The organism is Microbacterium sp. 4NA327F11, from assembly GCF_005503465.1.
GTDB classification, from domain to species: Bacteria; Actinomycetota; Actinomycetes; order Actinomycetales; family Microbacteriaceae; genus Microbacterium; species Microbacterium ginsengisoli.
Map to the genome: position 1 here is coordinate 81510 of NZ_SCOB01000005.1, position 19625 is coordinate 101134.

The following is a 19625-nucleotide window of genomic DNA, read 5'->3' on the forward strand; positions in this document are numbered from 1 at the left end:
GTTCGCTCCGCGACGAACCTTTCCAGCTGCAAGCAGCGTACTGAGTTCGGCGTTTCGCGCCGGCACCTCGTCAAATGTTCCACCCATGAGCTGACCAGTCGAGAACATTCGTCTCGAGTCTGGCTCTGGAAGTCCGAAGACTTCAGATGCTCCTTAGAAAGGAGGTGATCCAGCCGCACCTTCCGGTACGGCTACCTTGTTACGACTTAGTCCTAATTACCGATCCCACCTTCGACGGCTCCCTCCACAAGGGTTGGGCCACCGGCTTCAGGTGTTACCGACTTTCATGACTTGACGGGCGGTGTGTACAAGACCCGGGAACGTATTCACCGCAGCGTTGCTGATCTGCGATTACTAGCGACTCCGACTTCATGAGGTCGAGTTGCAGACCTCAATCCGAACTGGGACCGGCTTTTTGGGATTCGCTCCACCTTACGGTATTGCAGCCCTTTGTACCGGCCATTGTAGCATGCGTGAAGCCCAAGACATAAGGGGCATGATGATTTGACGTCATCCCCACCTTCCTCCGAGTTGACCCCGGCAGTATCCCATGAGTTCCCACCATTACGTGCTGGCAACATAGAACGAGGGTTGCGCTCGTTGCGGGACTTAACCCAACATCTCACGACACGAGCTGACGACAACCATGCACCACCTGTATAGAGACCTTGCGGGGCGACTGTTTCCAGACGTTTCCTCTATATGTCAAGCCTTGGTAAGGTTCTTCGCGTTGCATCGAATTAATCCGCATGCTCCGCCGCTTGTGCGGGTCCCCGTCAATTCCTTTGAGTTTTAGCCTTGCGGCCGTACTCCCCAGGCGGGGAACTTAATGCGTTAGCTGCGTCACGGAATCCGTGGAATGGACCCCACAACTAGTTCCCAACGTTTACGGGGTGGACTACCAGGGTATCTAAGCCTGTTTGCTCCCCACCCTTTCGCTCCTCAGCGTCAGTTACGGCCCAGAGATCTGCCTTCGCCATCGGTGTTCTTCCTGATATCTGCGCATTCCACCGCTACACCAGGAGTTCCAATCTCCCCTACCGCACTCTAGTCTGCCCGTACCCACTGCAGGCCCGAGGTTGAGCCTCGGGTTTTCACAGCAGACGCGACAAACCGCCTACGAGCTCTTTACGCCCAATAATTCCGGATAACGCTTGCGCCCTACGTATTACCGCGGCTGCTGGCACGTAGTTAGCCGGCGCTTTTTCTGCAAGTACCGTCACTTTCGCTTCTTCCTTGCTAAAAGAGGTTTACAACCCGAAGGCCGTCGTCCCTCACGCGGCGTTGCTGCATCAGGCTTTCGCCCATTGTGCAATATTCCCCACTGCTGCCTCCCGTAGGAGTCTGGGCCGTGTCTCAGTCCCAGTGTGGCCGGTCACCCTCTCAGGCCGGCTACCCGTCGACGCCTTGGTGAGCCATTACCTCACCAACAAGCTGATAGGCCGCGAGCTCATCCCTGACCGAAATTCTTTCCAGCTGCTGAAGATGCCTTCGCAGCTCGTATCCGGTATTAGCAGCTGTTTCCAGCTGTTATCCCAGAGTCAGGGGCAGATTGCTCACGTGTTACTCACCCGTTCGCCACTGATCCAGAGAGCAAGCTCTCTTTCACCGTTCGACTTGCATGTGTTAAGCACGCCGCCAGCGTTCATCCTGAGCCAGGATCAAACTCTCCGTAAAGAATTTTTGCTGTTCCGAGCGGAATAGGCCCGGCGCAGCGAGTTTGATCTGACCAAAGGGATGTCATTGCTGACTATCCGTTGCCGGCACCGAAGTGCCGGTCTTTGATCCAAAGGAATCCCAGATCAGCCGAAGCTGATCACGAGGTTATTTGGCATTTGACAAGTGCACGCTGTTGAGTTCTCAAGGATCGGATGCTCCTGCCTTCCAGCCTCTCGGCCTTCTCTGCAGGGCAACTTCTCTATCTTATCCGTCTCGTTTCGCTTGTCAAATCCGGCGTGTCGCGCTTGGCAATCTGGGATCCGACTACTCGACGAGTAGGAACCCCATCGTAGACATGACGTCTCAGACTCTCAAGGAGTCTGTCTGATGGGGTTTGTCTCCGCTTGAGGAGGGGAGGCTTTCTCAGCCTCACCGCGCTCCTTTGGGGCGAACAAGTAATACTTTACGTGGGCCCCCGGGGTCGGGCAAATCACCGCCGCATCCCGGGCGTGTCGCGGCATCCTCCCGCGGAATTCCGCGGCTCATGCGAGCCAGGTGTCGGCAGCGGATCGGGGCGTGCGCCACTGGACACGCACGCACAGCGCCACGGTGACGGCACCCCACAGCGCCGCTGCGGGTGGGAGCACCCGGTAGGCGAGATGCTGCGGCGTGTACTCGTGCGTGAAGCCGCCACCGATCACGAGACCGCACACCCACGCGAGTACGAGGATCGCCGGGAGACTCGCCCACCACGCGAGCCGCAGGTATCGGTTCGCCCGCGGCGCCGGCATCCGGGGCGACCGCGCGAGGGTCATGGTCGCCCAGACGGCGAGAACCAGAAGCCCGAACGCGCTCGATGTGTACTGCACCCAGCGGTATCCATCGAGGGGTCCCCACATCTGCGCGAGCGCCGGGATGATCGCGCTCCCCCATCGTCCTTCGTGACTGAACGCATCCCACACCAGATGTGTCGCCACCCCCATGGCGAGCGCCAGCACCCACCACGCGATGACGGTGACGCGTGCACGCACCGTGCGGGCGGCGAGAGTCTCGAACTGACGGCGGGGCGAGGCATCCCAGGCCTCGGGAAGGCGGCGTGCGAGCCAGGTCGGCGCGAGCGGACGCACCGCGGGACGGAGCACCACGCGCCACACGAGCCACAGCACGGCGGCCATCGCCGTCGTCACCAGGATCGCCCGCGGGTCGTGCGTGACCACGTAGGGAATCGGAAGCTGACGGGTGAACAGCGGGAGGTCGGGGGTCATCGCCCCGACCGCGACAGCGGATGCCGGCAGCACTGTGCGCGCGAACGGGAGGGCGACGACAGCATGGCTCGGTGTGAACGGCATCGCTCCCCCGTGTGGTCAGCCGGGGAGGAGTCCGGCGAGCGTCTTCTTGCCGCGCCGCAGCACCGACACCCCGCCGGGAAGGCCGAGTGGCACGACCGCCGAATCGTCGTCGACCTTCTCGCCGTCGATGCTCACGCCGCCCTGCGCGATCGCACGACGCGACTCGGACAGTGACGCCGTGAGGCCCGTGTCGACGAGCGCCTGCGCGACACTCGATCCCGCCACGACCTGCGCGCTCGGGAGCTCGTCGATCGCGGTGCGCAGCACCGCGGCATCGAGTGCGCGGAGATCACCGGACCCGAACAGAGCGTCGGAGGCCGCGATCACCGCGCGAGCTGCCTCCAGGCCGTGCACCGTCGTCGTGACCTCGGCCGCGAGGCGACGCTGCGCCGCCCGCCGGAACGGCTCGTCGGCGACCTGCCTCGCGTAGTCGTCGATCTCCGCCTTGGTCAGGAACGTGAAGATCTTCAACCTGTCGATCACATCGGCGTCGAGCGTGTTGAGCCAGAACTGGTACATGCGGTACGGGCTGCACATCGCGGCATCCAGCCAGATCGCGTTGCCCTCGCTCTTGCCGAACTTCGTGCCGTCGCTGTTCGTGATCAGCGGTGTGCCGATCGCGTGCGCCGACACGCCCTCCACCCGGTGGATGAGGTCGGTGCCGCTCGTGAGGTTGCCCCACTGATCGCTGCCGCCGGTCTGCAGCACGCAGTCGTAGCTGCGGAAGAGCTCGAGGTAGTCGAGGCCCTGCAGGATCTGGTAGCTGAACTCGGTGTAGCTGATGCCGGCCTCGGAGTTGAGGCGGGCGCTGACGGCATCCTTCTTGAGCATCGTGCCCACGCGGTAGTGCTTGCCGATGTCACGCAGGAAGTCGATCGCCGACAGCGGTGCCGTCCAGTCGAGGTTGTTCACGAGCCGCGCCGCATTGGCGCCCTCGAAGCTCAGGAACTGCTCGACCTGGGCGCGCAGCTTCGCGACCCACTCCCCCACGGTCTCCTTCGTGTTGAGCGTGCGCTCGGCCGTCGGGCGCGGGTCACCGATGAGACCGGTGGACCCGCCGACCAGGCCGAGCGGCTTGTGCCCCGCGAGCTGAAGCCGGCGCAGCAGCAGCAGCTGCACGAGGTTGCCCAGGTGAAGGCTCGGTGCGGTCGGGTCGAAGCCGCAGTAATACGTGATGGGGTCTCCGCCGAGAAGCGCGCGCAGCGCATCCTGATCCGTGGACACATGCACGAGGCCCCGCCACACGATCTCGTCCCAGACGTTCGGGAACGCCGGATCGTTGGCGGGCGCGAGTGCGCTCAGTTCGGGCGTTGACACGCGTTTCAGGCTATCGGATGCCGCGGGCCGCCCTCGGCTCGATGGCGCGGTGTCGCAGGAGACGTGCCTCGATCGCGGATGCCCCGTCGGGGCTCCGTGCCACACTGAGGCCATGGTCGAGATCACCGGAGGCTGGATCGCCGCCGTGCTGGCGGGCGTCGTCGTGACCGTGCTGCTGGGAGCCGCGCTCGTGCTCACCGCGGCCGCCATGCGCCGCCTGTCGACGGCGCTCCTCATGACGGCAGGCGCCGCGGTCATCGCCGCCCTCGTCGTCGCCGTCGTGGCGCACGTCGAGGCGCCCGCGCCGATCGGCGTTCCGCTCGCCCTCGTCGGGATCGCCGCCGCCGTCGTCGGCGGAGACCCGATCACGCGGCGCGTTCTGGCGATCGCCGCATCGGGTCGCGTGCGCGAGACCCCCGACGGCGGCATCGTCGTCACGGACGACGCCGGGCCGGCGGCATCCGATGATGTCGTGCTGCTGCGCGGCGGCGCCACCATCGGCTACCTGGAGCGCATCGCGACCGCGGCCGCGATCATCGCGGGCTACCCGGAGGCGATCGCGGCCGTCGTCGCCGTCAAAGGCGTCGGGCGGTTCTCGGAGCTCACCGGGTCGGAGGCCCGCGAGCGCTTCATCGTCGGCACGCTCTCGAGCCTCGTCTGGGCGGCGCTCGTCTCGGCCGCCGTGCGGCTCGCGCTGTTCTGAGACTTACCCGAAGCGTCCGTTCACATAGTCGTGCGTGCGCGGATCGATCGGGTCGCCGAACATCGCGTCGGTGTCACCGTGTTCGACGATGTGGCCCGGCTGCCCCTGCGACGCGAGGAAGAACGCGCACTGCTGCGAGACGCGCTGCGCCTGCTGCATGTTGTGCGTGACGATGACGATGGTGACCTCCTGGGCCAGCTCGAGCATCGTCTGCTCGATGACGCGCGTGGACGTCGGGTCGAGCGCCGAGCACGGCTCGTCCATCAGGAGAATGCGCGGCTTCACCGCGAGCGAGCGGGCGATGCACAGGCGCTGCTGCTGACCGCCCGAGAGCCCGCCGCCCGGCGAGCGCAGGCGATCCTTCAGCTCGTTCCACAGTCCCGCCTTCGTGAGGCAGGACTCGACGAGGAAGTCCTTCTCGGAGCGGCTCGCCGACACTCCCGCGAGCTTCAGCCCCGCGACCACGTTGTCGTAGATCGACATCGCCGGGAACGGATTCGGCTTCTGGAAGACCATGCCGATCTTCTTGCGCGCATCGACGAGGCGATGACTCGCGTCATAGATGTCGTCGGCGTCGAGGAGCACCTCGCCCGCGAGGGCCGCGGACGGCACGAGCTCGTGCATGCGGTTCAGGATGCGCAGGAACGTCGACTTCCCGCAGCCGGAAGGACCGATCAGTGCGGTGATCTGACCGGCGGGCATCTGCAGCGAGACATCCTGCAGCACGAGGTGGTCCCCGAACCAGGCGGAGATGGAGCGGGCCTCGAGGCGTGAGGGGGGCACAGAGCTTGCGGCCTGTGCCTCGGCCGCTTCCAGGCGCTCACGGGTGGCCGAGGCTCCACCGAGGAATGAGACCGCCGACGCGCGCACCTTCGCCGCAGCACCGCCGAACGGGCGAGCGGGGGCCTCGTCTCCCGGGAGCGGTGCGCCTGCACCACGACCACGAAACGCCGTGCGGCGCTGATCCCGACGGCGCGCGACGTCGCTCGGTGGCACGAGGGACGGCTCCGCCGCTGCCGCTTCGAGACCGTCGATCTCCGCCGCGCTCACGACTTCCGTCATCGTCTCGTCGACCTGGATGACTCGGGTCACATCCTCCGACACGGGTACACCGGATTCGGGCACGGCGGGCGGGTTCTCAGGGCTGTCGCTCATTACGGATGCTCCGGGTCACAGAAGGTTCGGCAAAAGGCGGACGAGTTGATCCGCGACGAAAAGGTTGGCGAGGATGAGAACCGGCACGAGAACGATCCAGGTCTTGCGCGCACCGACCTTTCGGAAGGACCACACGGCGGCGATCTCGGCCGCGACCAGGAACTGCAGTGCGAACACCAGCGCCCACAGCGTCGACGTATCCGTCGCCATCGCGGCGTCGGATGGGGGCAGCGTGAGCGAGGTCGTCTGCCTCACCCCGGCCGGCTGCGCGTTGCCGACGAGTCGCGCATCGACGTACGCCACACCGACCGGTACGAACGGCAACCCGCGCGCGGTCATCAGGATCACCCGACTCTCGCCCGCCACCGGCGCCGGCGGAGTGGGATCGCCGGCGTAGCGCAAACCGATGACGACGAAGGTGCTCAGCCCCTGCCCGGTGCGCACCTCGAACTGGTCGCCCGGCTGGAGCGCCTGAAGGCCTCCGAAAGGTCCACCGAACGCAGCCGCCCGACCCATGATCACGCTGACCCCCGCCTGACCGGGGAGCACGGTGTCGCGCCGGTGGCCCGGCCCGAGGCGCAGGTCCGCGCTGGAGGTACCTTCCACGATCATTTCGGAGACGCCCAGCCGCGGGATCAGGATCGACGCCACCGGAGCGCCGTCCGGGAGGAGGACGTTGTTGAAGTCACCCTCGCTCACCGGAGCGGTTCCGGCCGCAAGCTGTGAGCGGAAGGAATCGCGCAGCTGCTGCTGTGCAGCGAGATGCTGCACGGGTCCGAAGACCAGGAGATCGAGGATGAACATCAGCAGCAGCGTCGCCACGAGTGCGAGCACGCCCCGCACGAAGGCCTGCCATGGCGTCAGAGGTGCGCGCGGTCGCGGGAGCCGCGGCACGTAGGACCCCGGCCGGCGCGGAGGGCGCGGCGGCCGTGTGGGCCGTGCCCCCCGAGGAGGTCGCGGGGGAACTGCGGCGCTCGGCGGGGCGTCGTCGATCGTCGTCACGTCGCACTCACCGGCAGCGGTGCGGCGAAGATCCGGCGAACGACATACCACGCGAGAACCGAACCACCGATCGCGATCACGCCTGTCGCGCCCAGCCACGGGAAGACGAAGGCCACGGCATCACGCGTCACGGGACCCACCTGTACGCCGTCGATCGTCTCCGGCGGTGTCAGCGTCGCGTGAGCGTTGACGAACCCCCACTGGCCGACACCGTGGAGCTCGGTCGTGACCACCTGGATCGCTCCGGGCTTCAATCCGGTCACCGCGACATCGGCAGCGTCCAGTTCGCCGCCGAGCGGATTGGTCATCCAGAAGCGCACTGTGGCGTCGATCGAGCTCTGGGAGATGTTGCGCAGGCTGAACCACAGGATGACGGAGCCCTCAGCCGGATTCGCTGCGGCCTTGCCCTGCGACTCGAGACCGCTCATGTAGAGCACGCCCCCCACCACGGCACCGCCCGAGGTCGAGGTCGTGGTCGTCGTCGTGCCGGGCACCGACGACCCGCCGCTGGTGGCACCGCCACCCGCACCCGAGCCGGACGAACCGGAGCCGAGCGAGCCCGTGCCGGAGTCACCCCCGCCCGGGGTGGTCGAGGATTCGGTCGACGAGGCGCTCGGAGTGGGCGTGCTGCCGTCGTCGACCGTGACCGAGACGTTCCCCCCACCCTGGGATGAGTCATCCGCCGAGGCGGCACCACCACCGCCGAGTGACCAGAGGACACCGAGCAGTGCGCATACGGCGACGACCCCGCCCGCACGGCTGCGCCGTGACGTCACGACGACGTCCCTACGGAGGGGCTCGCCAGTTCAGATTCCCGCGCCGCAGCGTTCTCCGACTCCATGTAGTCGAGCCACGCCTGCGCGCGCGCCTCCTGGCGACGACGCCACCAGCGCACGGCGAAGAACGCCAGGACCGCGAGGGCAATGACGATGAGAAGGATCCAGGGCGGTGTGAAGATGAAAGTGTCTCGTGAGATGACGGGTGCAGGTACCCCGAGCGAGGCGTCCTGCGTCTGGACGAAGGGACTCACGGTGACCCCGGGGTTCACAAAACCCCACTGCGAGACGCCCGACAGCGGGACATCGATGGCCGCCGCCGACCCCGGGAGGAGCTCCGCCAACGGCGACGAGGCGGTCGCACCGACAGGAATACCGAACCACGTGTGAACCGCAGCCGTCGTGTTCGCAGCGAGAGCGATGTTGCCCGTGTTCTTCACGACGTAGTGAAGCGTCACAGAACCGGCGAACGGATTCCACCAGTCCCCGTTCCAGTCGGCGCTGATGCTCGCCACCGACAGCATCGGTTGAAGCTGGCCCGCGACGCGGGCGTACAGCCGGGTGGCGACACGGCGGTCCAGGCTCACCTCGGCTCCGGGCGTGACGACCGAGGCGAGAAGTCCACCGACGTGGTCTCCGGGAGTCGCGTCCGCCGGCACGTCGAGGCTGAAAGGAACCGCGCGGCTCGTGCCGGGTGCGAGCTCGAACGAGATGCGACCGCTCCCATCCGCGAAGTGCACCCAGGTGCCGATTCCGGTGGGCTGCTGCGAGGTCGGAAGAAGGGCGTAGTCACCTTGCGCGTCGTTGAACGCGTCAGTACCGACGACGGTGAAGGTCTGCGCCGTGGTTCCCGTGTTCGACACGAGGAACGTGTCCTTCACCTGCTGGCCGGGGTTCGCCTCGTACGAGAATCGCGTGCGCCCGTCAGGCTTGCCGTCTGCCCCCGCGGGAACCGTGGAGATGCCCACCTCGTCGGCATGCGCCGCAGCAGGCGAGAACATGAGGGCACCGGTCGCCGCCACCAGGGAGACGAGCGCGATCGACACGGTGCGTCGCAGGCGCGAGGTGAGGAGAGGGAGGGCAGAAGACACGGATAGATCTTTCGCTGAGGTCGTGACGCACGAGCGGCGCGGACGTTGCGTGGGAGTGAACGGAGCGTGATCGAGGAGCGACTCAGCCTGCCGGTGCGGACCACGTCCACGACGAGCTGCTGGGGTTGTCGTTCGCCGTGATGCTCACGGAGGTGAAATCGGTCTCGATCACCGCGCCGTTCGCATCGAGGAAGGCGATCCCGAGCGAGTAGTCCCCGCCGCGTCGAGCCACCGCCCGGGTGCCCGACGGGTCGCCGCTGCCGGCAGTCGTCAAGCCGCTGATCTTCAGGTTGGGAAGCAGCACGCCGTCGGATGTGATGCCCAACCACCCCGACGCGTTCCACGCCGAGGGAGTGCGCTCGTCCCCCCGAGGGGAGAGGAACGTCGCCGCGGACGTCGCTCCCGCGGGTGCGGCGAAGGGATGCGAGAAGGTCGTGTCCGATGACGCCGGCGAACCGAAGACGTCCTGGTCCCATCCCGCTGTCGAACCGGGTGCGAGCGTTTCCCCGTCGACCCCGATGACGTACAAGGCGTGGGCCGAGGACGCCGCTGCGGTGTCCGTCGACGAACTCGGCACCGCAGCGCTGGTGGCCGTGCAGGCGGAGAGGCTCAACATCACACCGAGGGCGAAGACGGCGGCCGGCATACGACGGGACGTGCCACGACGGGAAGCGAGGAAGGGCATGGAAATCGACGGGTGCTTTCTTGAGTCTGGGAAGCGGCGCTGCCGCGGATGCACTGTGTGGGGAAGGCGCTCGCGCCCTCCCCACACAGTGGGATGCCTCCGACTGTTCGCCGTCGGCTCTTCTCGGAGGGTTACTTCGAGGCGAGCGTCAGGGTCAGGGTCGAGGTGTAGGTACCCGACACGGCGTTGTTCGGCGCCTTGAAGGTCAGGTCCGCGTTGAGCGAGGTGCCGACGGCGAGCGTGCCGTAGCCGGCCGTCGCCTGCGCGAGCGTCGCCACCGGGTAGGAAGCCGAGCCCGCGACCTGAGCCGCACCGAGGGTGATGCCGTCGGTGACGCCGCTCACGATGGCCGGCGCGATGCCCAGCGCGCTCTTCGCGATGGTGTTGGAACCGCTGGTGAAGTCGGTGGCATCCGCCTTCAGGGTCCAGCCGAGGAGCGCGTTGCGGTCATCGGTCACCTTGATCGCACCGAGCGGGACGGCCGTGGTGGTGGCACCACGGGCAACCGCAGCGGCCGGCGTCAGGTTGATCGCCGCCGCGACACCCTCGAGCGCGAACTTGCCCGAGTTGGTGACGTCAGCCGACACCGTGCTCGAACCCGCGGTGGGGCTCGTCAGGGTGAAGGTGCCCCACGCGGCGTAGGTGCCGGTGTTCGGGTCGGTCAGCGCGACCGTGTGCTGCACACCGGGCGCGAGCGACGAGACATCCACCGTGGCGTTCCCGCTGGCGTCGGTCGTGACCTGGCCGAGCGAGGTCGGGGTCGACCACGCGTAGACGTTGAACGTCTTGTTCGCGTTGCCGGCACCGGCCGGAACCGTGATGGTCGTCGCACCCGACGCGGGGTTCGCGACGGTGACCTGGGTCGCCGCGTCCGTGGTCGAGGTCGGCGCCGTGGTGGGCGCGGGAACCGCGGCAGCGGTGATCCAGGCGTCGACGACGGCCGGGGCCGAGCCCGAGTCGGTCAGCGCGAGGCGCGTGCCCGCGGTCAGACCCGAGATCGAGGTGTAGATCGCCTTGCCCGACGCGTCGAGGGTGAGGGTCGCAGCCTTGGCGGTTGCGCCCTCGAGCCAGACGTCGACCGTCTTGTTCGCGTTGGCCGAGGTCGCGTCGAACTGCACCGCCGTGGCGCCGACGACCGCCGAGGCTCCCGACGTCGCAGCGAAGCTCGCGAAGTTGGGCTTCGGCGTGGCGGGAACCGGCACATCGAAGGTCCAGGTGGCGAGGTTCGCATTGGCGTTCGCCGTCACCGTGATGAAGGTGAAGTCCGTCTCGATGACGTGGTTGTTCATGTCGAGGAACGCGATGCCGAGCGAGTAGTCACCGCCGGCGTTCGCGACGCCGCCGCTGCCCGAGGGCGAGCCGAGGCCCGTGCTCGTGTTGGCGCTGGGCTTCATGTTCGGGAACAGGATGTTGCCCGTGTTGGTGCCGAGCGGGCCATACGCGTTCCAGGCCGAGATGTTCGACTCCTGGCCGCGCGGCGAGATGAACGTCCGCGCGGTCGCGGTGCCCGAGGGGATCGCGAACGCGTGGGTGAAATCGGGGTCGGATGCCTGCGGGTTACCGGCCACATCGTCGTTCCAGCCCTTGACGGTGCCCGCCGCGAGGGCGGAGCCGTCGCCGAGGTCGACGAGGTAGAAGGGGTGGGCCGACCCGACGGTCGGAACGATGGCCGCCGAGGCGGAGAACGCCGGTACCACCGCGAGAGTGGCCGAAAGCACAACCGCGCCGAGGCCGACGAGGCCACGCTTAGCGAGCTTGGTGTTCATGGAAGTTGTTCCCTGGTCCTTTTCTGATGTCGATCAGTTGTTGCGCGTGGTCGCGGTGTTGGTGGGAGCGGCGAAGCCGAACTTGAGCTTCACGGCCTTCGTGGTGGCGGGAGAGTTCGACGCACCCCAGTACGTGAGGCTCGTCGTCGACGACGTGTTGGTGAGGTCGAACACACCCTGGTCGTACGCCGAGTTGCCGGACGTGATCTTGGCGGTCGGCACGACGATGTAGACGGTGCGACCCCAGTCGGCGCTGTTGTAGTAGGAGGTGTTCGGCACGAGCGCCGGCGCGGTGCCCGTGAACGGTGCGACGGAGTCGATCGAGCCCACGGACACGCCCGACATCGTGTTGATGCGAGCCGCCCCGTTGACCTGACCGACGTAGTTCGCGATCGAGAGCGGGATGATCTGGATCTCGTTGGATCCGGGGGTCAGCACGCGTCCGTCGTTCTCGGGAGCGGTGTTGCTGCGGGTGTCCACGGCCGACCCGATGGTGGTGGTCGACAGACCGATCTTGCCGAGGAAGGTCGTCCACGTGCCCGAGCTGGTCTGAAGACCGACCGGGGTCAGCGTGTAGCCGGTGCCGCTGAGCACCGAGCTCGCGGCGGCGCTGCTGTTCGCCGAGTAGATGGCGGTCAGCTGGGCCTTGGTGAGGCCCTGAATCGCAGCCGTCGCCGCCGCCGCGTCGCCGCCCGATGCCGAGCCCACCTTGAACATGTAGCCGATGGCGTCCTGACCGAACGGCACGTACGTGAGGTTGGTCCCGGCAGTGCCACCGACGGACGACGAGCGCGCGAGGTCGACCTGACCGGACACGTTCACCGAACCGGTGCCATAGCCGTAGGCGGGAGTCTGGGTGGAGCCGGACATGAAGGCCGTGCCGCCGTTGGAGGCGATGAGCGCGTTCCGACCCGCGCCGGAGCCGTTCGGGCGGTCGAAGACCGGGCCGAAGGGCTTGGTCTGGATGCTGCCGACGCCGCCGGTCACACCGAGGGTGAAGGCGTCCCACGACGCGAGCACCTTGCCCGCGCCGCTGACCTTCACCGACGCGCCGGAGATGGTCGTACCGTTCGCGATGGCCGCAACGGCGTCCTGCAGGGTGTCGGAACCGACGATGGAGTAGCCATCGGAGACCGGGTCAGCGTGAGCCGCGGTCGCCGCGCCGAAGCCGGCGATCGCGACTCCGAATGCCGCGCCGAACGCGGCGATCTTCTTGAGTGTCAACTCAGTACCTTTCGGGTGTAGTGGTGATTCGGTGTTCAGTTGCGTACTTCTGGGACAAGCGGTATTGCGGGAGGGGGGATGCTCATTCGCGACCGGGGTCGCGGGTCTAGAGGCGTCTGCGGAAACGTCCCAAGATGGGGAACGCGAACGCACACGCAAGGCCGCCGGCGAGACTCGCGGGAACGGCGGCGGCGATGCCGCCCACCGCGGGGTCAGCCGGCGTGGTCGTCGCCGCGAGGGCACCCGACGGCGACCCCGAGGCGGACGGCACGGGGGCGGGGGCAGCGCCATCCGTCGTCGACGACGTCGAGGTCGACCCGAGCGTCGGCCCCGACGAGTTGTTGTAGACGTTCGGCTGCGAGCCGACGTACGACGGTGCCGGGGTCGTCGTGGACGAGGGCACCGCGGGAGCGGTTCCGTTCTGGATCGCGGTCGCGGCCGCTGTCGCGGTCGAGATCCACGCGGCCGGCAGCGGGGCGAACCCGTCCGGGAGCGCGCCGACCGACGTTCCAGGTGTCTGTGCAGCTGGGCTGACAGCGAACGTGATCAGCGACGCGTACGCGGAACGGAGCGCCGGGCTCGTGATCACCGGATTGTTCGCGGCGTACACGGGCATCGTGAGTGGATAGGCGTCAGCGGCGGCCTTCGCGGCGGTCGAGGTCTGATCGAGCTGGAGAACGCGAGATCCCGAAGACGGCGAGGTCATTGCGGCCGCCGCTGCGGTCATGCCCGCTGTCGTCGGCGCGACGAACTTCCCCGCTGCGTTGAGCAGCGACGCCGTCACCACCTGGTAGCGATCTGCCGCGGATGCCGTGGTCAACCCGATCAGCCGCTGCGATCCCGGGAGCATTCGCGGGACCTTCGTGTACTTCGGGGGCACGGAGTTCGGGTCCCAGGGACCGGGTCCCTGGCCATCGCCTCGGAGCGTCAGATACGCGACACTCGTCAGATCACTCGCGTACGGACGCCACGTGATCACGTTGATCGGGTCCTGATTCGGCGGGTCGTACTCGACGGGATCCGCTTTCGGGAAGTCCTCGCGGTCGAGGGAGAAGGCCGCCTTGGTGGGGTTGATCGTCGGGTCTGTCGAATAGTACGGGTTGACGACCATGCCCCACGGATCGGGCTTGCTCGCGAGAAAGTCCCGGGCGGAGGGATCGGACGCGATGTACGCCCAGATGGCACGCGCGGCGTCGGAACGCCCCTGAGGCACGATGATGTCCGCGATCGGGGCACCGTTCAGCGCCTGCGAGCGCCACTCGGGATCGTTGACGGCGAGGAAGTCTTCGTCCTGCGTGATGTTGTACGGATGATTGCCGGTCAGGTACTTCGTGTCCGCTCCCGTGGGAAGGGACGAGAGGTAGGAGTTCGTCAACAGCTTTGCCAGCAACCGGGGAGTGAGGTTGATGGAGGTGAACGGCGTGCGCGCCGCATCGACGTACTGCTGCGGAACCGTCTTGTCGAGTGGGTTCGGGAACCGGTCGATCGCGATGGACACCGACAATCCCGTGAGCGCGACCGGCGCGTACTGGAGGGGATCCGGCGTCGATCCGTCCGTCGTCAGCGGGTAGCTCGTCAATGCGAGCGGCGCGTCCGTCGTTGTCGCCGCGTTCGCCACCGCATCCGACTCCGCGCCGGTGATGAGTGAGTACACGGACCCGCCGGCCTGTGTGCAGACAACGGGCTGCCACGAGTTGACCGCGAGCGCCGCCAGTTCGCTTCCCTGTACCTGCTTCTCTGTCTGCCCGATCGGGCAGCGCGAGCCGACCGGCGTGAATCCGAGCTTCACGGCCAACGCATGCCGCCAGGAGTCGATGAACAACCCCGACTGGGTGATGTTGACCGATCCGTTGTCGGAGGTTCCCCGCGGGAGCACGACGAGCCAGCAGCTCGCACCCGTGGTCACACTGCCCGTCGTCACGGCAGAACCGCAGCCGAGCGCATCCGACTGCACCGCTGTCTGCACCTCGAAGCTCACTGACCCCTTGCCGTCGTTGCCGGAGCCGGCCCAGGGAATCTCATTCGTCGTATAGGACGTGAAGAACTGGTTGTTGTTGACGTCGACGCTCGTGTCGATGACGTTGGCCTTGGTCGCGGGATCGACCTTCACGCCGTCGACCCGGGCACCGTTTCGCGCGACGAAGGGGATCGCCGTATACGGAGGAAGGAACGACACCTTGCTCGCCGCCGAGTACGGCTGGTCCTCCGTCGGGATGTCGGCGAGCGCCGTGCTGCGGTAGGCGTCCCGCGTCGCACCGACCGCTCCCGTCCCGCCGTACTCGCACGTCGTGCGGTCGGGACGCGAGGTGTCCGTCGGATCGTCACCCCAGCACATGAAGATCTGGAGGAAGTTCTCACCGCCGTTGCCGCCGGCGGACGGTGCGATCGACTTCTTGCCACCCGTCCACGTGAGCCTGATGCCCTGCGACGTGAGGTTCTGGGTCTGCGAGATCGTCACAGCGAGATCGGGCATCGGGGCGTTCGCGACATCCGGATCCTGCTGAGCCGACGTGATCGTCACTGCAGAGGAGGTGTCGGTCGCCGCGTGCGCCGGCGGTGCCGCCGCAATGCCGATCGCCGTGGTCGCGCCGAACGCGACGAGTCCGCAGATCAGCCCGACGGCGACGGACGCGATCCAGCGCTGGCGGCGCTGACGCGGGACGGTGGGCACGACGTTCCTCCTGGCAGGGGCGAGCGTTCACCCGAACGCTCTCAAGCTAAAAGCGGGTGGTGTATTGCCGATGAACCGACCGGTAACGACGACACTCGATCGGATCGTCGCCGGGCAAACGAGCCGAGTGCTCGTCGCGGACAGCTCGGGTCAGCGTCGACTGTCGGGTCTGCGTCCGCGTCGGCGAATCAGGGTGGGTGGCAGGATCACGGCGGCGAGAAGCAGCACCCCCGCGGCGAGCATGAGGTACTGCTGGGGCCCCCACCCATCCGATGCGAGCGTGAACGGGGCGGACACAGCAGCCTGCCCGGATGATCCGCCGGCGGACCCCGAGACGATGTTGCCGTTGGCGTCGTACACCGCTGTGCCCGTGCTCGCCCCGTCTGCGGTCGACCCGGTGGAGGTGCCGCCCGAGCCTCCCCCGGAGGAGGATGCGCCGCCGCTGGAGGAGTTGTTCACAGCCCCCGACCCCGTGGCGGCCGTCGACTGCTGCGCGCCACCGGTTCCGCTGGTGCACTGAGTCGGGCCCTGCTTGTCACAGGCGGCGGGCTGGGGTGCCGTCGAGGCCAGCTGGTTGCTCGTCGGTGAGTCGCCCGCCTTGAACGTCGGATTGTTGCAGTTGTTGAAGTCGACGCCGCCGACCGATCCCGGGATCTTGGCGACGACCGCCGATGCCGCCTGCACGAGGTTCATGGGCAGTGGCGAATAGCCGAGCGCGGCTGCCTGCTGCTGACCCTCGCAGATCATGTAGTCGGCGAACTTGCTGAGGGTCTTGCCCTTGTCCGTGGTGAAGACCTTGGTCGGCTGCAACGGCACGATCATGTACGAGTAGCTCGACATGGGGTAGGTTCGCGGGTCGGTGTTGTTGTACACGCCGGTGAGGTTCTGGGTGAGGTCCGGGTTGATCGTCGCCGCGAGCATCGCCACCGCGACAGATTGGTACGTCGGCTCGACGTAGTAGCCCGCCTTGTTGAGGACCTTCGCCACCGGGAATCCGGACTTCATCGCGTACGAATACTCGACGTACGTGATCGCCCCCTCGCCGTAGTCCTGACTCACATACCCCGCGACGCCGAGCGAGCCGTTCTGTCCTTTGAAGGTGGAGTTGACGGCGGGAAACTGCGATCGCATGCCGTACGTCCAGATCGACGAGTACTGGGTCGACATCCACAGCGTGAATTGCGCGCTCGTACCCGAGCCATCCGAGCGGTACACCGGCGTGATCGTCCGGTCGGGCATCGCGAGACCCGGGTTGTCGGCCTGTACTGCGGGATCGTTCCACTTCGTGATCTTGCCCGTGAAGATCTTCGCGATCACCTCACCGGACAACCGGAGATTGGTGACCCGCTTGCCGCCGATCTTGAGGTTGTACATCAGCGACGTGCCGCCGGCGACGATCGGCATGTAGGCGTACGACACGGGCGGGACCTCGGCTGCCGAACCGTCCTCGGGCTTGGACTGGAAGGGGATCTCGGAGATGGCGAAATCGACGGTCTGGTTGATGAAGTCGGTGCGACCGGCGCTGGAGCCGGTTCCCGAGTAGTTCACCGTCATGCCGTAATTGCTCGCCACGTTCTTGCGCCACTGGTCGAGGGCGTTCTGCGACCAGGTGGATCCGGATCCGGAGATCGGCGCGTACGAGTCCGCGGTCGCGGGCGTCGCGATCGTCAGCAGGAGCACGACGGCGGCGAGCGCGGCGGCGAGGCGGGTCCGGACGTTCACGAGGGGTTCTCTTCCGACGGCGGTGTGACGGGTGGGGTGAGGTCGGGCGATGACGGATGCTGCGCGGCATCCGGTTCCGCCCGCCGATCAGCTTCTCGCTGGGCCATTCGCCAGCGGAGATCTGCGGGAGGCTTGCCCTTCGGCTTGCGGGGAGCGCCGGTGGGTGGGGGCGCCTGGGCGAGCGCGATCGCGACCTGCGTGTCCGTGATGCGCTCGAGGTCGCGCGCGGACGCTGCCGCCGCGGCTCGACGCTGACGATCGGACAACTGGCCGGCACCCGATCCGCCGATGAGGCGGGCGACGATGAACAACGTCAGCACCAGGAGCACGAGCACGGCCGCGGCCCCGAATCCGCGGGAGATCATGTTGGGCTCAGGCGACTTGACGAAGTCGAACACCTGGAGCGGAAGCGAGATCATCGGACCCTGGAAGGGATTGAGGTTCATCTCCGCGGTGACGCCCGAGGTGAGGAGCACCGGCGAGGTCTCGCCGATTCCTCGCGCCGTTCCGAGGATCACCGCCGTGACGAGCCCCGAGCGCGACGTGGGCAGAACGACATGCCAGACGGTGCGCCAGCGGTTCGTGCCGAGAGCGTAGGACGCCTCGCGCAGATTGTGGGGCACCAGACGCAGCTGCACATCCGAGGCCCGGATGATGATCGGAAGCATCATGACGCTGATCGCGAGTGTCGCGGCGAAGCCGGATCGCTGGTGGGTGATGAGGGTGACGACGGCCGCGTAGACGAACAGACCCGCCACGATCGACGGAAGCGCCGTCATCGCGTCGGAGATCGTTCGCACGAAACGGGCGAACGGTCCGCCGATCTCGTTGAGGAAGACGGCGGTGGCGATCCCGAGGGGAATCGTGATCACGAGCGCCATGCTGATCTGGATCAGCGTTCCGACGATCGCGTGAGCCACTCCACCGACACTCAGCGGGTCGAGAGGACCGGCGAGCGTCATCGTCTGCACGAAGAAGTTCGGGTTGATCAGCGCCGGGAGACCGCGGATGACCGTATAGCCCAGCACGAAGATCAGTGCGCCGAGGAGAAGGACCCCGGCCGAGTAGAACAGCGTGGTCATGATGCGGTCGGTGACGGCCAGGCGATCGGCGCGCAGGGATGCGAGCACCGCGTAGACCAAGAGGAAGGCGAGGAAGGCGACGACGATCCAGCCGACGTAACCCGTCATGGGCGTCAGCCATCCGAACAGCAGCGTGGCGATCGCGAAACCGGCCGCGGCGGCTCCGAGCACGTTGAACGTGTCGTCGAGAGGGATGCCGCGGAGGTCGCGCTTCACCCCGATCGTCGGGGACTCTCGACGGGGCGTGTGTGTACGCCGAGGCACCGCATCCTCGCCGGACGGGTCCCGCAGCTCGCCCGTCTCCCCGGACTCGATGATCGTCATCAGCTCTCCGCCCCGGATCGACTCCGAGCGACGATCATCGACGCCGTGAAGTTGACGATCAGAGTGAGGATGAACAGCACGAGCCCGGCCGCCATCAAGGCGGACAGCCCGAACTGGGTCGCCTCGCCGTACCGGAGGGCGATCAACGCCGACACCGAATTCGTTCCCGACTTCAGCACCTGCCAGTTGATCGAGAAGATCGGCGAGATGATCATCACCACCGCAATGGTCTCGCCCAGTGCACGCCCCAGTCCGAGCATCGTGCCGCCGATGATGCCGCCGCGCCCGAAGGGCAATACGACCGTGCGGATCATCCCCCACCGGGTCGAACCCAGCGCGAGTGCGCCCTCGCGCTCTCCGAGCGGTGCCTGCGAGAACGACTCGCGCATGATCGAGGTCTGCGTGGGCACGACCATGAGCGCGACCACGATGCCGGCGATGAAGGCCGACGACGTGAACGCACCGGCGTCCGTGATGCTCTGACCCGAATCATCCGTGACGGCGAAGAACGGGATCCACCCGAAGTAGGTGGAGATCCATTGCGCGACCGGGATCACGTTCGACTGCAGGAAGAAGACACCCCAGAGGCCGAAGACGACGCTCGGGACTGCGGCCATCAGGTCGACGAGAGTGATCAGGAATCGCCTCGCCTTCGCCGGCACGATCTCGCTGATGAGAAGTGCCGTTCCCAGAGCAAGCGGTACCGAGATGCACATGGCGATCGTCGCGATAGTGATGGTTCCGAAGAGCACGGCGGCGATACCGAAGGTCTGCGTCTCGGGCGTCCATTCCTGCGTCGTGAGGAAGGAGAAGCCGGCGACACCGAGGGCGTCGCTCGCACGCAGAGAGAGGAACAGCCCCACCGCGAGCATGATCGCGACCGTCGTTCCGCCCGCGGAGTACGACACGGCGCGGAAGACGCGATCTGCGCGCACCGGCTTCGACCGGAGCGAGCGAGGGCGGGCGCCGCCCGCATCGGGCAGCACCTCCGTGAGAGCTTCGCTCATGAGCTGATTCCGTTCTCCGCCATGAAGCGAGCCAATCGGGACACCACGAAGTGTCCGGTCCGATGGTGAACCCGACGTGTACGCGAGATTGA

At 66.9% G+C, this 19625-nt stretch carries 14 protein-coding genes and 1 rRNA gene; 1 reads left to right on the top strand and 14 read right to left on the bottom strand.

Annotation, left to right across the window (positions count from 1 at the left end; genetic code table 11):
* Positions 1 to 157: 157 nt before the first annotated feature.
* From FFS51_RS04955 to tyrS, 3 genes are all read right to left on the bottom strand, one after another.
* Positions 158 to 1677: ribosomal RNA gene (locus tag FFS51_RS04955) — 16S ribosomal RNA — on the bottom strand.
* A gap of 524 nt (positions 1678 to 2201) precedes the next feature.
* Entirely contained in the window at positions 2202 to 3008 is an 807-nt protein-coding gene (locus tag FFS51_RS04960; RefSeq protein WP_137877712.1) for a DUF4184 family protein, read from the bottom strand.
* A gap of 15 nt (positions 3009 to 3023) precedes the next feature.
* Positions 3024 to 4325, bottom strand: coding sequence for a tyrosine--tRNA ligase (gene tyrS / locus FFS51_RS04965; RefSeq protein ID WP_048809044.1), 1302 nt, complete (start codon positions 4323 to 4325; stop codon positions 3024 to 3026).
* 112 nt (positions 4326 to 4437) lie between these two features.
* On the opposite strand from tyrS, the gene FFS51_RS04970 reads away from it, so the two are divergent.
* Positions 4438 to 5028 carry a hypothetical protein gene (locus FFS51_RS04970; protein ID WP_056209302.1) on the top strand — a complete coding sequence of 197 codons (591 nt, stop codon included), beginning with the start codon at positions 4438 to 4440 and terminating at the stop codon, positions 5026 to 5028.
* 3 nt (positions 5029 to 5031) lie between these two features.
* Here FFS51_RS04970 and FFS51_RS04975 read toward each other — a convergent pair whose 3' ends face one another.
* The 11 genes from FFS51_RS04975 to pstC form a co-directional block, all read right to left on the bottom strand.
* Positions 5032 to 5811 (bottom strand): phosphate ABC transporter ATP-binding protein, encoded by a 780-nt coding sequence (locus tag FFS51_RS04975; protein ID WP_200930918.1) that lies wholly within the window; start codon positions 5809 to 5811, stop codon positions 5032 to 5034.
* Between the two features lie 387 nt (positions 5812 to 6198).
* The gene (locus tag FFS51_RS04980; protein ID WP_235557448.1) at positions 6199 to 7026 is read right to left on the bottom strand and encodes a sortase; all 828 of its coding nucleotides are present in this window, start codon (positions 7024 to 7026) and stop codon (positions 6199 to 6201) included.
* A gap of 155 nt (positions 7027 to 7181) precedes the next feature.
* Positions 7182 to 7961, bottom strand: coding sequence for a hypothetical protein (locus tag FFS51_RS04985; protein WP_056209305.1), 780 nt, complete (start codon positions 7959 to 7961; stop codon positions 7182 to 7184).
* Entirely contained in the window at positions 7958 to 9052 is a 1095-nt protein-coding gene (locus tag FFS51_RS04990; RefSeq protein WP_056209308.1) for a hypothetical protein, read from the bottom strand. The genes FFS51_RS04985 and FFS51_RS04990 overlap by 4 nt, the downstream gene beginning before the upstream one ends.
* A gap of 82 nt (positions 9053 to 9134) precedes the next feature.
* Positions 9135 to 9737, bottom strand: a complete 603-nt coding sequence (locus tag FFS51_RS04995; protein WP_137877713.1) for a hypothetical protein — start codon at positions 9735 to 9737, stop codon at positions 9135 to 9137.
* 131 nt (positions 9738 to 9868) lie between these two features.
* Positions 9869 to 11503 (bottom strand): hypothetical protein, encoded by a 1635-nt coding sequence (locus FFS51_RS05000; RefSeq protein ID WP_056519465.1) that lies wholly within the window; start codon positions 11501 to 11503, stop codon positions 9869 to 9871.
* A gap of 33 nt (positions 11504 to 11536) precedes the next feature.
* Positions 11537 to 12727: a hypothetical protein gene (locus FFS51_RS05005; protein WP_056519468.1), complete on the bottom strand. Its 1191-nt coding sequence runs from the start codon at positions 12725 to 12727 to the stop codon at positions 11537 to 11539.
* A 106-nt stretch (positions 12728 to 12833) separates the two neighbouring features.
* Positions 12834 to 15398 carry a hypothetical protein gene (locus tag FFS51_RS05010; protein WP_056519471.1) on the bottom strand — a complete coding sequence of 855 codons (2565 nt, stop codon included), beginning with the start codon at positions 15396 to 15398 and terminating at the stop codon, positions 12834 to 12836.
* Positions 15399 to 15548: 150 nt separating this feature from the next.
* Positions 15549 to 17120: a phosphate ABC transporter substrate-binding protein PstS gene (gene pstS / locus FFS51_RS05015; RefSeq protein WP_056209316.1), complete on the bottom strand. Its 1572-nt coding sequence runs from the start codon at positions 17118 to 17120 to the stop codon at positions 15549 to 15551.
* Entirely contained in the window at positions 17117 to 18526 is a 1410-nt protein-coding gene (gene pstA, locus FFS51_RS05020; RefSeq protein ID WP_235557449.1) for a phosphate ABC transporter permease PstA, read from the bottom strand. Before pstA ends, pstS begins: the two co-directional genes overlap by 4 nt.
* Positions 18526 to 19533: a phosphate ABC transporter permease subunit PstC gene (gene pstC, locus FFS51_RS05025; RefSeq protein WP_056519474.1), complete on the bottom strand. Its 1008-nt coding sequence runs from the start codon at positions 19531 to 19533 to the stop codon at positions 18526 to 18528. Before pstC ends, pstA begins: the two co-directional genes overlap by 1 nt.
* Between the last annotated feature and the right edge of the window lie 92 nt (positions 19534 to 19625).